Here is a 15,113-nt window from a genome sequence, read left to right as displayed (position 1 = left end):
CGTCAGGCGAGCGTAAGGTCGACGGGCCTGGCTCCTTACAGCGCGAAGGCGTCGACGTCGCCCCAGTGGCGGCGCAGCGTGATGGCGGCAGCGGGCTCGGTGTTGTCAAAGACGACCGACCATTGCGTATTGCTGGTGATGTCTTCCGGATTGGGCTCTTGCGCTGCGGCGCGTAGGGCCTTCCAAGCGACTGCCTCGTCTTGGGCACCGACATGGGCGTCAAGGACATCGGCGATTGCGACGGCGCGCTCTTTACCATGGCCCAGCTCGCCATTCTTTTGGTTGGGCAGCACTTCGTCGTCATAGCAGGCGTAGAAGTTCGTAACCTGGGTTACAGGAGTCGCTTTGAAAGCGCGGTCCGGATCGTGCGGATCCCACTCTACTACGCGCGCGTCACCGGCGGCGTCGTTGATAAAGAAGTGGTAATCGCGTCCTGCCATGGCGTGCATGTCGTAGGCGGAAAGCAGGTCGACAGCTTCTTGCGTGGTGGCGGCACGGTTGAGCACCAGACGGATGGCGAGCGAGGTATTGATGACGGGGCGTTGCGTGTCCTGGTCACAGGGCTTGGAATCCAGGGTGAGTACGGCAATGGACACGCCGCATTCGTTAACACCGTCGAGCTGGGCAAACGGGCCCATGAGTGCGGCGGCGCGTCCGGCGACGGAGTCAAGCGGAGTGTTATCGCCCAGGTTATTGAGGGCGGCAAACCCGATGGAGGCATAGCCGTCGCGCGGGTGATTGCGCACCAGCAGCGCCGAGGTGTCGTCCTTAAAGTCGTAATTGCGACCGGTACGCACGCGGCCTTCGGCATCTACGGCGACAAAAGCGCTGCAGGCAAACTGGGGCGCCTGGACATGTGCCGGCACACCGGGCAGCACCTGCGCCACCACGGCATCGATGTAGGCCTGGTCGTCGCGCACGCCAGCGGCGATGATGCGATCAAGATTGTAGTCGTAGGCGATGTCGATTGCGTACAGGTCATAGCCATCCGCGTAGCCGGTCAAGCGTTTGAGCGACGCGGCGGACTTGATTTGCTTGCGGTAAACGATGCCGGCGGCAGCGGCAAGGCCGACGGCGACACCCGCTGCTGCAGCGAGCAAATAGGCGCGGTGACGAGGTTTCATGGGGGACTCCTCTCATAGCATTCATATAGGCATTATCGCAAACGACAAACAGGTCACATGCCGCATTCCGGCGAGTGGCATGGCATGCCGAGCCCTAGAGCAGCGCAATCGCAACGATGCAGCATCCGAGTGCCAGAACAGCAAGGTCTGCCCGGTCAAAGCGATAGCTGCGCAGGCAGGTTCTGCTGACAGCCGGGTGCGCTCCGTATTCGCGGTTGACCATGGCGAGCGCGAGCGTGTCAGAGCGCCGCAGCGCGCTGCTAAACAAGGGCGTGATGACGGGGATAAAAGCACGTGCACGCTGCAGAGGCGAGGGGCTGTCAAAACGCGCCAAGCGCGCTTCCTGAGCGGCCTTGATACGATTGAATTCCTCAATAAGCACGGGGACAAAACGAAGCGTGAGCTGTATGGCGACGGTGGCATCGTCGGTGCGCAGGCCAAAACGGGCGAGGGGCCTCAGAAGCGCCGCGGCGCCATCGGCGAGTGCGGTGGGGGAGGTGGTCGCCATGAGCGTCGACGTTCCCAGCATAATGAGGGCAAAACGCAGCACGCAGAGCGCGCCAAAGAGCAGACCACCCGAGGTGATCTGCACGGGTCCCGCCTGCAACAGCAGAGTCCCCGATGCCGTAAAGAGCGCGTTGAAGACCAGGACAAACCCCATAAGCCAGCGAAATGGCTTGAGGGCACGAAGCGCCTGGCGCATCGAACTGCCGCTTGCGGCGAGCGAGGCGAATGCGGTGAGCGCGACGGCGGCAAGGGCGCCGGGCTGCTGGGCGATAAAGCCGGCAATCATAAAGAGCATGCAGAATACAAGCTTGGTGGCGGGGTGCAGCAGGTGAACGAGGCTTGACCCCGGACGAAAGATGCCAAACGAGACCGCCTTGGACGCTGGCGGAGTATGTCCGGTTTCCACGGGATGTACGGCCGTCACGCCAACGGATGTCACCTGGATGCCCTCGGAACTTTGCGGCAGCAGCATGCCGTCCTGCAGCCGAAAGGCCTTGTCGCAGATGCTCAGCACACGCGAATCGTGCGTGGCGATTACAATGCCGCGGCCGTGGCGTGCGAGTTGAGCCAAGCGCTCGAGCAGCAGCCGGTGGGCGCGGGGATCGAGTCCAGCGCTGGGCTCGTCGAGCAGCAAATACGGTGTCTCGAGTGCAAGCATATCGGCAACGGCGATACGGCGCTGCTCTCCGCCAGAATGGGCAAAGGGGCTTGTGTCGCCGATAGCGGCGAGATCAAACCCGACGCTGGCGAGCGATGTGCCAACGCGTCGCTTGACCTCGGCTTCGTCCAGTCCAAGATTGCGGGGGCCAAACGCCACCTCGTCAAAGATCGTGGCGGCAAAAAACTGCTGCTCGGGGCGTTGCTGCACGAGTGCCACGGTTTTGCGGTACGTACGAAGTTCATCCGCCGTGGGGCGTGTGCCAAGCGCGGTGCCGTCCGCCACGACAGACCCCGCCTGCACGGCAAGCGCTCCGGCAAGGACACGCAGCAGCGTTGACTTGCCGGAGCCAGAGGTGCCTGCGATACCGATCACGCTGCCGGGCCTAATTTCCAACGAAACACGAGATAGGGTACAGGCGTCTGCTTCGGGATAGCGGACGGTTATGTTTGAGCAAGTTAACGACACAGTTCCTCCAGGCCGCATCGAATGAGCAGATCGCGCTGGTCGGCAAGATCTTGCACGGTACCCAGGTATGCGATGGCGCCCGCCTCGAAGACGGCGACTCGGTCGGCGCGCGCGACCTCGTCGAGCAGCTGCGTGATCTGGATCACGGCAACATCGCGCTGGCAAAGATGATCGATGAGATCATTGACGGCCTCGCGGGCGGTCTCGTCGAGCATGGCGGTCGTCTCGTCAAAAATCATGAGCGAAGGGGTGAGCGCAACCAATCCCGACGCCGCCACGCGTTGTTTTTGGCCGCCCGAGAGCGTGGCGACATCGCGTTGCTCAAGCTCGACAATGCCAAGCTCGTTGAGTGCCTGCAAGACTTCTGAACGCATTTCGTCGCGGGGGACACCGCGGTTTTCGAGTCCAAAGGCGATGTCGTCTCGCACGACTGGAGCGACGATCTGGTTATCGGGATCCTGAAAAGCAAGGCCTACGGTGCCCTGCACGCACATAGCGTGCCCGTTCACGTCTTTGAGCAGCCCCGCAAGCTCGAGTGCACAGGTGCTTTTGCCACTGCCGTTGGTGCCGACAAAGGCGATGCGCTCTCCTGCCACGATATTGGCGGCAAGTGCAACGCAATCGACGGAGGGACGTGTGTCATCGGCTTGCTCAATACCGGCGAGCGCACCTTCTGCCACCGCGCCCGTAATGCCGCCGGTGACGCAGGCGGCGACGCCCAGAACGCCCAGATTGATAAAGACTGCCGGGGTCTGCAGCGCCATGGCGGCAACGCCCAGCTGGCCTACATTGTGCAGCACGGCGGCAAGCATGCTCACGGGCACCAAGCCAACACCCGGCACGGCAGCAAGGGCGACCATGCCGATAAAGGCGAGGACCGTGCCGCCTAGGCTATAGACGAGCATCATGGGCGAACCAAACAAAAAGCCCGATGCAAAGACCTTGACGAGCGCAACGGCACCGGCGCTTTTGGCATCGAGCGTATAGAGTGCGATGACTACGGCCACGTTGGCAAGGCCCAGTTTAATGCCGGGCACCGCGACGGGCAGCGGAATCATGGTCTCCAGATAGGACAGCACTAATGCGCAGGCGCACAACAGCGAAACGCGCGCCAGGCGGCGAGCGTGCTCGATATCGACCATCTCCACGGATTAGCGCCCCACTACGTCGTAGGTGGTCTCGGCGCTCGCGTCGACGATATCGACGGTAAGCTTGTGCGGAAGGCAGACAATTTGCTCCCCGGCAGCGTCAATCCAGCTCTGGTGCACGCAGTCCTGGTTGGGACAGTCTGCCTTCTCGACGTGCACGCGTCCATCTTTGATTTCGATGAGGTTGGTTCCCAAGTCGGTTGTAACGGTCTTGGTCGTGTTCTGGTTCAGAGGAAGCTCGTAGACGTTTTGCTCTCCATCGCGGATGACGACTGTGGCCGTGTCGGCGTTCGTGTTTGCTCCCATCAGACGCGTGGCGGCTAAGCCGGCGCATGCGACGGCCGCTATCGCCAAAACCAGGATGAGGTTGAGTCTTTTGTTGTCGCGCCCATCGCGCGCACCTTTGCGCTTGACCATCATGGCTCCTAGTCCTGCAAGATCTTGAACGTCGAGCCGTCGCTCTTGGTGGCGCGATCGTCCATATCGACTAAAACGCCGCCTTCAAAGCGCTCATCGCTTTCGATGAGCTCCATGGCGCGGTTGTGGCCGAGCAAAAACAGGATGGTAGAGTAGGCGTCCCCAAGCACGGATTTCTTGGTCATAATCGAGGCGCTCTTGAGGTCGGTGGCGGCGGGGTAGCCCGTTTTGGGGTCGAGGATGTGGTAGTAGAACGTGCCGTCCTGCTCAAAGCCGCGCTCATAGAGGCCGCTCGTCACAAGGGAGCGGTTGCGCGTCTTGACGGTGGCGAGCACGTCGTCCTGCGCGCCGTTGGGGTCTTGCACGCCCACGTTCCAGGCGTCGCCGTCAAAGCTCTTGCCCATCACGTAGACGTTGCCGCCCAGGCTGATGGAAGCATCTCTGACGCCGCTCTTCTTAAAGAGCGCCACGAGGTCGTCGGTGATGTAGCCCTTGGCGATACCACCCAAGTCGAGCTTGGCCTCGGGGTCGGAGAGGGTGACGGTGGTACCGTCGACCGTGATGGTGCGATAGTCGACATGGGGCAGTGCCGCCTGGATGTCCTCATCTGCGGGCTTGACCTCGTTGTCAAAATCCCAGAGGCTCGAGACGGCGCCGATGGTGATGTCAAAGAGCCCGTCGGACTCCTCGGCGTAGCGGATGGCTGCCTCGACGACCTCGGCGGTCTCGTGCGCGACTTCCACGGGCTTGCCGCCTGCATTGTTGATGTTCCAGATATCCGAGCCCTCCGCGGTGCGCGAGAACTTGTTCTCAAAGTAGGTGCAGCGGTCGGCGACCTCGTCCATGACCTTTTTGCTGCATTGGGCGCTGATATTCACGACAGTGTCGAAGACAAAGAGCGTCGTGCTCTGCACCTTGGGCGAGCTGTCGGAGCCCGCGGAGCCCGCTTTGGACGCGGTTACAGAGCCCGAGTCGCCCTGCGTGCCCGAGCAGCCGGTAAGTGCACCGGCGCAAGAGACGAGGGCCCCGCCTGCGAGGGCGATAAACGTGCGGCGGTCGATGGTGTGGGGGGTCTGGATCATGGTGAGCTTTCTGGTCGGTGGCGTTACGGATGAGCCTGCGCCTGCACGACTCGGTGTTGACGGGGTGCCGGGCCGCGGGTGCGCGTGCCCTACATGAGCAGGTAGCAGAGCGCGGCGAGGATGGCAGCCTTGACGAGCGTGAGCGCAACCTCGGTCCCGCGAATGGCGGGCCCTGCGGGCGGGCGCTTGCGGGTGTTGCTCTGCGCGAGCTCGCTGGCATCGTCGGTTGCTTGATCGCGCTTAAAGCCGTCGAGCCGGGCGAGCGTCACGTTGGCCATGGGGCAGCCATCGGCGCAGCGCCCGCAGGCGATGCACTCGCCCGATCGCAGGTCGGCGCGCTCGGGGTGGATGCGCACCGGGCAGCTGTCCTGGCAGCGGTTGCAACCGCGCGCACAGCTTTCGCGGCGGCGGTTGAAAAGCGAGACCGGCAACACTGGCAGCAGCGAGAATATGGCGCCGAAGGGGCAGAGGAACTGGCAGAAGAAACGCTCGACAAAGGCCATCCCAACCATGACCGCGCCAAGCGCGGCAAAGGCCGTGGGCACGATGCCCTCGAGCGAGCGCGCAGTGATGCCGGCGAAGGCGACCCAGGGGCTCGCGCCCGAGACCTGGGGCCAGATACCCATCACGCAGAGGGCGCAGATGCCCACGAGGACGGCGTACTTGACGAGCTGGAGCGCGTGCTGCACGCCCGCGGGGAGCCGGTGCGCGCCCTTGCCCTCACGGCGGAGTGTCCGGCGCAGCGGGGTTGCAAGCGCGTAGACGATATCGCCGAGCGTACCGAAGGCGCAGGCAAAGCCGCAGAAGAAACGGCCGAACACGCAGGTGAAGGCCAAGAGGGCCAAAAGCAGGGATAAAAAGCCGGTGAGCTCGATGGGTGCATGGCTCCCGAGCTGCGTGAAGATGTACTTGACGCCGTTGAAGGCGGCGTTCCAGGCGGCCGGGAAGCAGATGAGAAAGCCGAACTGTACGCACCAGCGCACACCGCGATGGAGGTACTGTCGGCGCAGGCGCTCCTGCATCTTGTTCTTGGGGTGTGCGATGACGTTTGCGCCGTTGCGCAGGCTCTCAAGGGTTCCCGCGGGGCGCTTTGCGCCGCGGGTCTTGGTGGATGCAGTCCTGGCCATTACTGCGTACCTCCGGCGTTGCTCTGCTCAAGCGCCGCGTTGACGGCGTTTAGGATGCCGGCACTCGAGAACGTGGCACCCGAGACGGTGTCGACGTTGGTTCCCTGGGCATCGCAGATGGTCTGCGTGAGGCCCTCGGCCTGCGCAAAGTAGGCGGGGGTCTCACCGGCGTGGTCTGTGACCTCGACGCTTTCGATGTATCCGTTCTCGATGGTCACGCGGCAGGTGACAGTGCCGCCGTAGCCCTGGGCGCTGCCCTCGAAGGTGCCGTCGGTGTCGTAGGCGCCGCGCGTCTGCGAGCGCTCGGCCTGGACAGCCTCCGCCTGGGTGCGGGCGTCGGCCTCTGCCGCCTGGGCGGCCCAGCTGCTGTAGCCCGCCACGATGGCGACGACGGCCGCGGCGTTGACGGCTTTGAGATAGAAATTGCGGTTGCGCCAGAGGTGGCGCCCAAGGAGGGCAAACGGGTTACGCATGGGCGCCAGCCTCCTCGGTGGCCCCGTTTGCGGCGGTCGGGTTGGCCGTAGGCTCATCGGGGGCGTTTGTCTTGTCAGAAGCGTCTGCCTTGTCGCCTTTGCTGTCGTTCGCGTCCTTATAAGCCGCGGCCGAGCGCGCGAGGGCGTCGGTGTAGGCGTTGGCGATGGCGCGGCTGGAGTAGGTGGCGCGCGCCACCACGTCGATCTTGCCAGCCTCGGTGCCCGCGAGCAGCTGCTCGGGGATGCCGGTGTAGACGGTACCGCGGAAGGTGCGGCCGTCGATGGCGTTATCGAGGTAGGGCTCGTTATCCTCGTCAAAGGGATCAAGCGCGTCGGAGAGGCTCTCGTCAGGCTTGCCGCCTACACCCTCGATATCGTGGATACCGGTAACCTTGCCGTCCTTAACGGTGACGGTGAGCTTGACGTAGTAGGGGCTGAAGGCTTCGTCGTCCTCCTCGTTTTTGCAGAGGGCGTAGCCTGTAAAGTCGCCGTCGGCGTAGTGGACCTCGTCTGGCGTGTCGGGCGAGGGGTCCGGGTTGGGCGCGGGGTCGGGGCCGGGTGCGGGCTCGGGGTCCTTTGTGCCGGCTGCGGCCTGCTTAAGGCAGCCCTGGATGGCGCCCAGGATGCCCTCGCTCGAATACGTGGCTCCTGTCACAGTGTCGACATTGACGCTTTGCTTTTGCATGACGAGCCCAGGGAGTGCGTTCCAGGCGCGGCTCCAATACTCGGGCGTGTCGCCCGTGTTCACGAGTTCTATGTTGGCGATCTTGCCGTTCGCGATGGTCACGCGCACGCTGACGGGCGTGTCCTCGCTGTATCCCCAGGCGGAGTCGGTGTAGACGCCGTCTGCGTAGCCGCCGGCGGGCGTGAAGGGGTCGATGGTGTGGTGGGGCTTATTGGAGGAGCCGCCGGCCGCAGGGGCGGGGGCAACAGCCTCGGCAAGCCCGCCCGATGCCTTGACCAGTGCGTTTTTGATGGCCATGAGCAGGCCTTTTGATGAATACGTGGCACCCGAGATAGTGTCGACCGACGTCGACTGAGCGCTAATCACCGACTGGGTGATCGCCCGGGCACGTCCAAAGTAGGCTGGGTCGTCTGCAGACGACACTATGTCGATTGCCACGATCTTGCCGCCCGCGATGGTCACGCGCACGGTGATACTGCCCCTAAAGCCGGTACCTGTGCCTTCATAGGTGCCGTCCTTGAGGTTTGCGGCGTCCATACCATAGGCCGAGGGGTCGAGCGATTCGGTTGCCGGCGTTGCCGTCTCCTTCTGGACGTTGGAGGTGTCGACGGTCTTGAGGTCGGCGCCTGCGGCCTCTTGCGCGGGCGTGGCGGCGACCGTCTTGGCCACGAGCGGGGTGTACTGGGACACCACGAGGGCCACGGTTGCGCCCACGGCGATCGAGGGCACGATGAAGCCTGCCGTGGCGAGGCCGTGGCCGAGCGCCTTGGCTTTTGAGTGCTTGGGTTGGTAGTTGTCCATTTGTGGGTGGTCTCCCGTGGTCGAGTATGAGAAAAGGCCCGCAGCCCTGGTTGGGGCTGCGGGCGCTTGCGTTGCGAGCGCGTGGCGCGCGTTTTAGGCGCTAGTGCTGCATGCGGCGGCGGATGGCGACGCCGGCGGCCGCGATGGCGGCGCCGATACCGGCGAAGATGCCGACCGTGGCGATCTGGGTATCACCGGTGCCGGGGAGGCCGCTTGCGTCCTTCTTGGATGCATTGGCCTTCTTGGTATCGGTGGTCGTCGTCGTGGTGCTCGTGGAGTTGCCCTTGGAGCTCTGGCTGGGCTTGGCGAGCGCCTCGCGGGCGGCCTTGAGCGCAGTCGTTGCCGCCTCGACGTCGGCGGCAGAGGCGTCGTCCTTCGAAAGCACGGATTGGGCTGCAGCCAGCGCGGACTGGTATGCCTTCCAGGAGTCGGCGGTGTAGTCGGACTCGTTCAGCGCATCGGCACGGCCAATCTCGACCTTAAGGTCGGTCTTCTGGTCGGTCGTTGCGGCCTTGGCGAGCGCGGCCTGAGCGTTCTGGAGCGTCGAGAGGGCGTTGGCAACCTCGTCGTCGGAAGCCGCGGGGCTTTCGTTAACGCCCTGGGCAGCGCTCAGCGCGTCCTGGAACGCAGCCCAAGATGCGGCGGTGTAGGTGCCCTGGTCGTTGCTCAACTTGGCAGCGGCCTCAATTGCGGCGTTGAGCGCCGTCTTGTCGGCCGACTTGGTGTAGGTGAAGCGCAGGTTGGTGGTGTAGCCGGTGGCCTCGACCTCAAACTGGTAGTCGCCGTTGGCATTGAACACCAGCGATTTATCCTGATTGGCGGCCGCCAGGTTAAGCGAGCCGTCGGCGTTGAAGATCTTTACCGCACCGCGGCCCTGCGCGCTGTACTCGGTACCGTTGACAGTGACCTTGGAGATGTTCGCGAGGTAGTTGGCAAGATCCTCGTCCGTGGCATCGTTGGCGGCGATGAGCTTAAGGTTTGCGGCGTCAAAGCTGGCAACGAGCTTGGAGGTGGTTGCCGTAAAGCTCGTGCTGATATCGGCAAACTTGCCACTCTTGTCGATGGCGGTCAGCGTGTGGCTACCGGGCTTAAGAGCCGAGGCGTCAAACGTGACGGACACGGAGCTGCGCGCGTTGCTGGCGAGCGGCTCGACATCCTGACCGTCAATCTGGTAGGCGGCGTCAAAGCCTTCAGGCAAGGTGACATCGGCATTGACGGTGGCGTTGGCACCGTCAAGCGAGGCATCCTTGGCCTTGATGGCGGCGTCGGCATCCTTGATGGGGACGTACTTGTTCATGGCAACGGTGTAGGTGCCCGTAGAGGTGTAGAACGTCACACTCTTGATGGTCTTGCCCATCATGGACTTGTAGTGCCGCGAGCTCAATGGGCTGCCGTGAGACACGTTGACCAGGCCGCAGCTCCAGGCAATCTCCTTGCCCTTCCAGATGTTCTCGACGGTGCGCATGCCATAGCCCTCGGTGGTGCCGTCCGCATCGGCGGCATTGACCACGGCACCGTATACGGTCGCCTGGTTGCCGTCGGCGTCGACCATCTGCTCGCGCAGGTTCTTAAAGTCGATCTCGTAGTCGCCGTACTTGCTGGAGGTCTTAAAGTCGGCTTTGACGTTTTCAAGTTCGGTGGCTTTCTTGCCCTCGACAGCGCCAAAGCGCAGGTTGCCCTCGGAATCGGCGGTGAGCTCCTTGTAATTGGTTGGAACCTCGCCGGCGGGCAGCACGTAGTAAGAGTAGTCCGCAGACTCAAACAGGGCGTCCTTGCCCGTGTAGGTCGTCGTGGACACCTTGCCCTTGATCGAGGTGGTGATCGTAACGGAGCTGTCGTCGGTCACACGGGTGAACTTGGACCAATCGATGTCGCCTTTGCCCACCTTGACGGCAAACGTGACGCCCGAGATATCCGTACCGTCGGAATTGACGTGGTAGGAGCCGCTCGCCAAGCTGGAGCGCGTCTTCTGCCGCGTAGCCGAGGTCACAATGTCGGTGCCGGCGTTGTTGTTCTCGGCGGCATAGAAATCGGCGTAGGGGATGTTCATGAGCACGTAGTCGCCGGCCTGGGGATACAGGCTCACGAGCGCGTCGAGCGCGCCCTGCAGGTGGGTGATCTGCTCGGCGGCCTCGGCTTCGCCCAGGTTTTTCTTGGCGAGCAGGTCCTTGGTCTCGGCAGTTTCGGTCTCGATGGACGAGGCGGTCCAGGAGTCCTCGGTGTACTTGGACTTATCGAGGGACTTCGCCTTGTCGTAGAGCTCCTGCAGCTGGGCCTTGGTGGCGTCGGTCACCGGCTCCTTGGCGCCCACGATGTTGTCATCGGTCGCCTGGAAGGTGTAGGTGTAATCGTTGTAGCCCAAGGCGTGGACGGTAAGCTTCCAGTAGCCGGTACCGTTGGTGCCCTCGGGCAGCTGGCAGCGCTCGGATTTAGTGAGGCCCAGCTGAATGCCCATGGACTTGTGCATCCAGTTGTCGGCCGCGAACTTGGTGCCGTAGGTGGCAAGGGCGTTGGTGTAGGTCGCATCGTCGCCGTAATAGGTCCAGGTGACGCTTTGCATATTGGCGCCCAGGTCGCCATAGTTGCCGTTGAGGTCTACGCGCAGGAACTCGCCGTAGGAGCCGCTCGCGTCCTTAACCGTGGGTTTAATGTCCGTGGCGGTCTTGAGCTCCTGACCCTTGATACCTGAGTCGGTGCCGGTGGTGGCGGCCGAGAAGCTGAAGGTTCCGTTATTGTTGGTCACGGTCTTAATGCCGTTGGTGTTGGCATCGACGTCCGCAACCAGGCCGGAGTAAGCCTGGAGGTTATTTTCGGTGTAGCCGCCGGCGAGCGTCTCGCCATTGGCGACAAAGCTGTGGCTCGCCTTAAAAGCCTCGAGGTCGCTGGTCTTGATTTTGACGGGAACGTACTTGAGTCCCGTGACCTCGTAGTCTTTGAGCGTGTAGCTTGCACCGTCGCAGGTCATGGCGCCGCGGTTCCACGTTACGGTCTTGCCGTCGGTCGTGGTGAACGACTTGCCGTCGGCGGCCCAGGTGGCCAGGTCAAACGTCGCGCCCTCGTTGGCGTAGATGGTAGCCATGCACTGGTAGCTGCCGCGGTGCAGGCCGTGGTTGGCGGTTGCACGGGTCACCACGTCAAAAGCGCCCTTGTCGGCCTCGTTGCGGGAATCGAGCTCGCTCGACGAAGCGGAGGACCCTGCCGCCTGCACGTTTTCACCAGCCCAATACTCGGCCCACGTCAGGCCAGCGTAACCGTAGGTGTACTCGTCGGTCGCAGGGGTCGACGGATTCTGCTCGTCATAGGCAGCTTGCAGGGCATTATCGACGGCAGCCTTGATGGCGTTGGACGAGATCGTAGCTGTGGTCACAGCGTCGATGCTGTCGGTGTTGCCGGCCGCCTCAATCTGCGCGGGAACGCCCTTTGCCTTTCGGCTGCCCTTGACGGCAAGGTTCATCTTCTCGTAGTCGTTGTCGCCCAGGGACTCGTAGTCTGCAACATCGACCTTGGTAATCTTGCCGCCCGAGACGGTGACGGAGACACTGACGTCGTAGGACTTGGCATCCCATTCGTCGCCCTTGTTATGCGGATCGTTGGAATCGGCCACGGCTTTGCCCGTGTAGGTTCCGTCAGCAATCTTGGACAGGTCGTACGAGGTGCCCGAGGACGCGTTTTGGCTGCTAGAATCGGTTGTGAGGAGGTTCGCCTCTTCGTTTTGGATGGAGACCGGCGCGTTGTTGGTAGCTTCGGTGCCGGTCTTCGTCATGGTTGCCGCAATTGCGGTGGTCGGGGCCATGGAGGTCACCATGGCGGTAATCACGGCTGCACGGCATGCGTTGCTGCCAAAGGCGTTAAGATGCCGCAGCACAGCGTTCTCTTTTTGCATATTGCCTCTTTCATCAGGGGTTTTACGTCGGATGCCAATCTCCTTTCCCGTGTTAGGGCACCCGTTTCTGCATAAATGTTGCTTAAGTATCTTAAGTTTGATTTGGGTAACTTGCCAAACATTTGCCAGATAAGTTCTACGGGGTTAACAAAAATAACAGAAATTAACCTTGGGTAACTCACATACCTGCGATTGTGCGGGCGCATTTGCCGCGCATAAGCGCTACCCTAAACAGGAGTACGACAAGACCGGGAGGACGGTTATGGAAGATACGACTACCACACATGTGACAGCCGACGATATCGAGGCCGCCAACGACCTCATCGACTTTATCGAGGCATGCCCCAGCATGTTTCATACGGCGGCGACCATTATGGCCGAGCTCGACGAGGCGGGCTTTACCTACCTGCCCGAGAACGCGGCGTGGGATATCGAGCCGGGCGGTCGCTATTACACGCAGCGCAACACCTCGAGCGTCATCGCCTTTAAGGTTGGCGAGGACCTGGCCGCAACGTGGGGCGAGGACGGCGTTGCCGGCGACTATCATTTTCAGCTCACGGCATCGCACAGCGATTCTCCGACGTTTAAGGTCAAAGCCGTGCCTGAGCTCGACGGTGCGGGTGAGACGCTGCGCCTGAACACCGAGGCCTACGGCGGCATGATCGACTACACCTGGTTCGATCGTCCGCTGGCGCTCGCGGGCCGCGTGCTGGTGCGCGAGGGCGACCGTATTGAGAGCCGCTTGCTTGCCACCGAGCGCGAGGTCGCTATCATTCCGAGCCTTGCCATCCACATGAACCGCGGCGTTAACGAGGGCTTTGCTCCCAACCGAGCCGTCGACCTGTGCCCGCTCATCAGCGTCGGCGAGCTTAAACAGGGAGATTTTGACGCACTGATCGCTGACGAACTGGACGTTGAGCCCGAGCAGATTCTGGGTCGCGACCTGTTCCTGGTCAATCGTCAGGATGCGCGCATTTGGGGCTGGGCCGACGAGTTTATCTCGACGCCCAAGCTTGACGACCTGGCCTGCGCCTATACCTCGCTGCAGGCATTTTTGGGTGCCGAGAATGCGCATGACATCTCGGTCTTCTGCTGCTTTGATAACGAGGAGGTTGGCTCCGAGACCAAGCAGGGCGCCATGTCGACGTTCTTGGCCGACGCGCTGCGCCGCATCAACGGATCGCTGGGCTTTGACGACGAGTCGTACCATCGCGCACTTGCCGCCTCGATGCTTGTGAGCTGCGACAACGCGCATGCCGTGCATCCCAACCACGCCGAGAAGTGCGATGCCCGCAACCAGGTTGTGCTCAACGGCGGCATCGTCATTAAGGAAGCCGCCAACCAGCACTACTGCACCGATGCCTTTAGCCGCGCGGTGTTCCAGGCCATCTGCGATGACGCCGACGTACCCACACAGGCCTTCGCCAACAAGAGCGATATGGCCGGAGGCTCCACACTCGGCAACCTGTCCAATATGCAGGCGAGCATGCATGCCGTGGACGTGGGCCTGCCGCAGCTGGCCATGCACTCAAGCTACGAGACCGGCGGCGTACGCGACGTGATGTACGCCATCCGCGCCCTCACCGCCTTCTACGAGCGCGACCTCCATATCAACGGAGCCGAAAGCGCGGAGCTCTAAAACCTGCCAAAGAGGGATGTTGATTTCGGCAGGTTTTATCTGGGCAAATGCAAAGGGTGAAACCGAGTTAGATCTGTGATACGTGGCCGCCGAGGTGCAGTGTGCCTCGGCGGCTTTTTGTGTACAGAGTACGGCTAATGCTTATAAATGCTATACATGCTTTACGTATTTACCATAGAGTTTTATGATAGTTTTGAAGTATTAAGGAGGTGTCATGACCACAACAGCCGCTCAGATCAACGTGCGTCTCGATGCCGATCTTAAAAGGAGTGGGGACGCCGCTCTCTCCAGGGCCGGTATGACGCCGAGCCAAGCGGTGCGTGCGCTCTGGCAACTTGCGGCATCTCTGGCTGATCGGCCCGGCGCGCTCGAGGATATCCTGCTGCCCAGTCGTGCCCGGGCGGAACAGCGCGAGCGCGAAAAGGCCGCCAAACGTAAGCTCGAGCTCATGGATCAGGGGTCGAAGCTGTTCGCTGCCGCTTGCCGTGAGTCGGGAATCGATATGGTCAGGGCTCAGCCATCGGACGACGAAGAGCTCAAACGGAATGCCTATGCGGATCGCTATGGCGAGGAGATGAGCTGGCTCTATGAGTGAGGCTCCAAGGCGTATCTTGGTTGACACCAACGTGTGGCTCGATTACTTCATTCCCTCACGACGTGGTCGTTCGGTGGCGATTGAGTTTTTACGCGATGCATGCACGGCGCAGGTGGATTTGCTGTACGCGGCGACATCGTCCAAAGACCTGTTCTATTTGATTTCAAGCGAACATAAGGCATGGTATCGACGAGAGCACGGTTCGCTTTCCCAGTATGCCGCTACGGCAGCGACATCGCTTGCATGGGATTGCCTCGACGTGTTGTCGCAACTTGCTACGCCCGTGCCCTGCGACCTGAGCGACATGTGGATGGCGAGTAAGCAGCGTAAGCTCCATAGCGATTACGAAGACGATTTAATCATCGCGGCAGCGATGCGCTCCCAAGCAGATTTACTGGTCACCAACGATGTCAAACTCTGTTCACACGCGCCTGTCGCAGCAATGAGCGTAGAAGACGCAAAGAATTACTTAGCAACGCTCTAACAATTTGAAGATCCCGCAGGTC

At 61.9% G+C, this 15,113-nt stretch carries 12 protein-coding genes; 3 read left to right on the top strand and 9 right to left on the bottom strand.

Translation table 11 applies throughout. The features are described 5' to 3' along the window. Positions 1–35: 35 nt before the first annotated feature. The 9 genes from ACESSC_RS08570 to ACESSC_RS08530 all read right to left on the bottom strand — a co-directional run bounded on the left by ACESSC_RS08570 (position 36) and on the right by ACESSC_RS08530 (position 12,373). On the bottom strand, positions 36–1,124 hold the full coding sequence (locus ACESSC_RS08570; protein WP_373162479.1) for a carcinine hydrolase/isopenicillin-N N-acyltransferase family protein: 1,089 nt from the start codon (positions 1,122–1,124) through the stop codon (positions 36–38). Between the two features lie 94 nt (positions 1,125–1,218). After that, entirely contained in the window at positions 1,219–2,775 is a 1,557-nt protein-coding gene (locus ACESSC_RS08565) for a CbiQ family ECF transporter T component (protein WP_373162477.1), read from the bottom strand. Then, entirely contained in the window at positions 2,748–3,899 is a 1,152-nt protein-coding gene (locus ACESSC_RS08560; protein ID WP_373162508.1) for a Gx transporter family protein, read from the bottom strand. Before ACESSC_RS08560 ends, ACESSC_RS08565 begins: the two co-directional genes overlap by 28 nt. A 9-nt stretch (positions 3,900–3,908) precedes the next feature. Continuing rightward, the gene (locus ACESSC_RS08555; RefSeq protein ID WP_373162475.1) at positions 3,909–4,322 is read right to left on the bottom strand and encodes a NusG domain II-containing protein; all 414 of its coding nucleotides are present in this window, start codon (positions 4,320–4,322) and stop codon (positions 3,909–3,911) included. An 8-nt stretch (positions 4,323–4,330) separates the two neighbouring features. After that, the gene (locus ACESSC_RS08550) at positions 4,331–5,404 is read right to left on the bottom strand and encodes an FAD:protein FMN transferase (RefSeq protein WP_373162473.1); all 1,074 of its coding nucleotides are present in this window, start codon (positions 5,402–5,404) and stop codon (positions 4,331–4,333) included. An 89-nt stretch (positions 5,405–5,493) separates the two neighbouring features. Beyond that, positions 5,494–6,531 carry a 4Fe-4S binding protein gene (locus ACESSC_RS08545; protein WP_373162471.1) on the bottom strand — a complete coding sequence of 346 codons (1,038 nt, stop codon included), beginning with the start codon at positions 6,529–6,531 and terminating at the stop codon, positions 5,494–5,496. Further along, positions 6,531–7,004 (bottom strand): FMN-binding protein, encoded by a 474-nt coding sequence (locus tag ACESSC_RS08540; protein ID WP_195535551.1) that lies wholly within the window; start codon positions 7,002–7,004, stop codon positions 6,531–6,533. The genes ACESSC_RS08545 and ACESSC_RS08540 overlap by 1 nt, the downstream gene beginning before the upstream one ends. Further along, positions 6,997–8,490, bottom strand: coding sequence for an FMN-binding protein (locus ACESSC_RS08535; RefSeq protein ID WP_373162469.1), 1,494 nt, complete (start codon positions 8,488–8,490; stop codon positions 6,997–6,999). The genes ACESSC_RS08540 and ACESSC_RS08535 overlap by 8 nt, the downstream gene beginning before the upstream one ends. Before the next feature lie 100 nt (positions 8,491–8,590). After that, positions 8,591–12,373 carry a penicillin-binding Tp47 domain C-containing protein gene (locus ACESSC_RS08530; RefSeq protein ID WP_373162467.1) on the bottom strand — a complete coding sequence of 1,261 codons (3,783 nt, stop codon included), beginning with the start codon at positions 12,371–12,373 and terminating at the stop codon, positions 8,591–8,593. A gap of 262 nt (positions 12,374–12,635) precedes the next feature. On the opposite strand from ACESSC_RS08530, the gene ACESSC_RS08525 reads away from it, so the two are divergent. The 3 genes from ACESSC_RS08525 to ACESSC_RS08515 all read left to right on the top strand — a co-directional run bounded on the left by ACESSC_RS08525 (position 12,636) and on the right by ACESSC_RS08515 (position 15,091). Then, positions 12,636–14,012, top strand: coding sequence for a M18 family aminopeptidase (locus ACESSC_RS08525; protein WP_373162465.1), 1,377 nt, complete (start codon positions 12,636–12,638; stop codon positions 14,010–14,012). Positions 14,013–14,226: 214 nt separating this feature from the next. Then, positions 14,227–14,607 (top strand): translation repressor RelB, encoded by a 381-nt coding sequence (locus tag ACESSC_RS08520; RefSeq protein WP_118081124.1) that lies wholly within the window; start codon positions 14,227–14,229, stop codon positions 14,605–14,607. Between the two features lie 16 nt (positions 14,608–14,623). Continuing rightward, positions 14,624–15,091: a type II toxin-antitoxin system VapC family toxin gene (locus ACESSC_RS08515; RefSeq protein WP_373162464.1), complete on the top strand. Its 468-nt coding sequence runs from the start codon at positions 14,624–14,626 to the stop codon at positions 15,089–15,091. Positions 15,092–15,113: the final 22 nt, after the last annotated feature.

Origin of the sequence: Collinsella aerofaciens (genome assembly GCF_964243765.1) — a bacterium.
Taxonomy (GTDB): Bacteria; Actinomycetota; Coriobacteriia; order Coriobacteriales; family Coriobacteriaceae; genus Collinsella; species Collinsella aerofaciens_BU.
Note: the sequence above shows the minus strand (reverse complement) of the source record. Positions and strands in the feature narration are given on the sequence as shown.

Bases quoted from the DNA above. Each gene is read 5' to 3' on its own strand.
- ACESSC_RS08570 (WP_373162479.1), bottom strand. From the start codon at position 1,124: ATGAAACCTCGTCACCGCGCCTATTTGCTCGCTGCAGCAGCGGGTGTC.
- ACESSC_RS08565 (WP_373162477.1), bottom strand. From the start codon at position 2,775: ATGCGGCCTGGAGGAACTGTGTCGTTAACTTGCTCAAACATAACCGTC.
- ACESSC_RS08560 (WP_373162508.1), bottom strand. From the start codon at position 3,899: ATGGTCGATATCGAGCACGCTCGCCGCCTGGCGCGCGTTTCGCTGTTG.
- ACESSC_RS08555 (WP_373162475.1), bottom strand. From the start codon at position 4,322: ATGGTCAAGCGCAAAGGTGCGCGCGATGGGCGCGACAACAAAAGACTC.
- ACESSC_RS08550 (WP_373162473.1), bottom strand. From the start codon at position 5,404: ATGATCCAGACCCCCCACACCATCGACCGCCGCACGTTTATCGCCCTC.
- ACESSC_RS08545 (WP_373162471.1), bottom strand. From the start codon at position 6,531: ATGGCCAGGACTGCATCCACCAAGACCCGCGGCGCAAAGCGCCCCGCG.
- ACESSC_RS08540 (WP_195535551.1), bottom strand. From the start codon at position 7,004: ATGCGTAACCCGTTTGCCCTCCTTGGGCGCCACCTCTGGCGCAACCGC.
- ACESSC_RS08535 (WP_373162469.1), bottom strand. From the start codon at position 8,490: ATGGACAACTACCAACCCAAGCACTCAAAAGCCAAGGCGCTCGGCCAC.
- ACESSC_RS08530 (WP_373162467.1), bottom strand. From the start codon at position 12,373: ATGCAAAAAGAGAACGCTGTGCTGCGGCATCTTAACGCCTTTGGCAGC.
- ACESSC_RS08525 (WP_373162465.1), top strand. From the start codon at position 12,636: ATGGAAGATACGACTACCACACATGTGACAGCCGACGATATCGAGGCC.
- ACESSC_RS08520 (WP_118081124.1), top strand. From the start codon at position 14,227: ATGACCACAACAGCCGCTCAGATCAACGTGCGTCTCGATGCCGATCTT.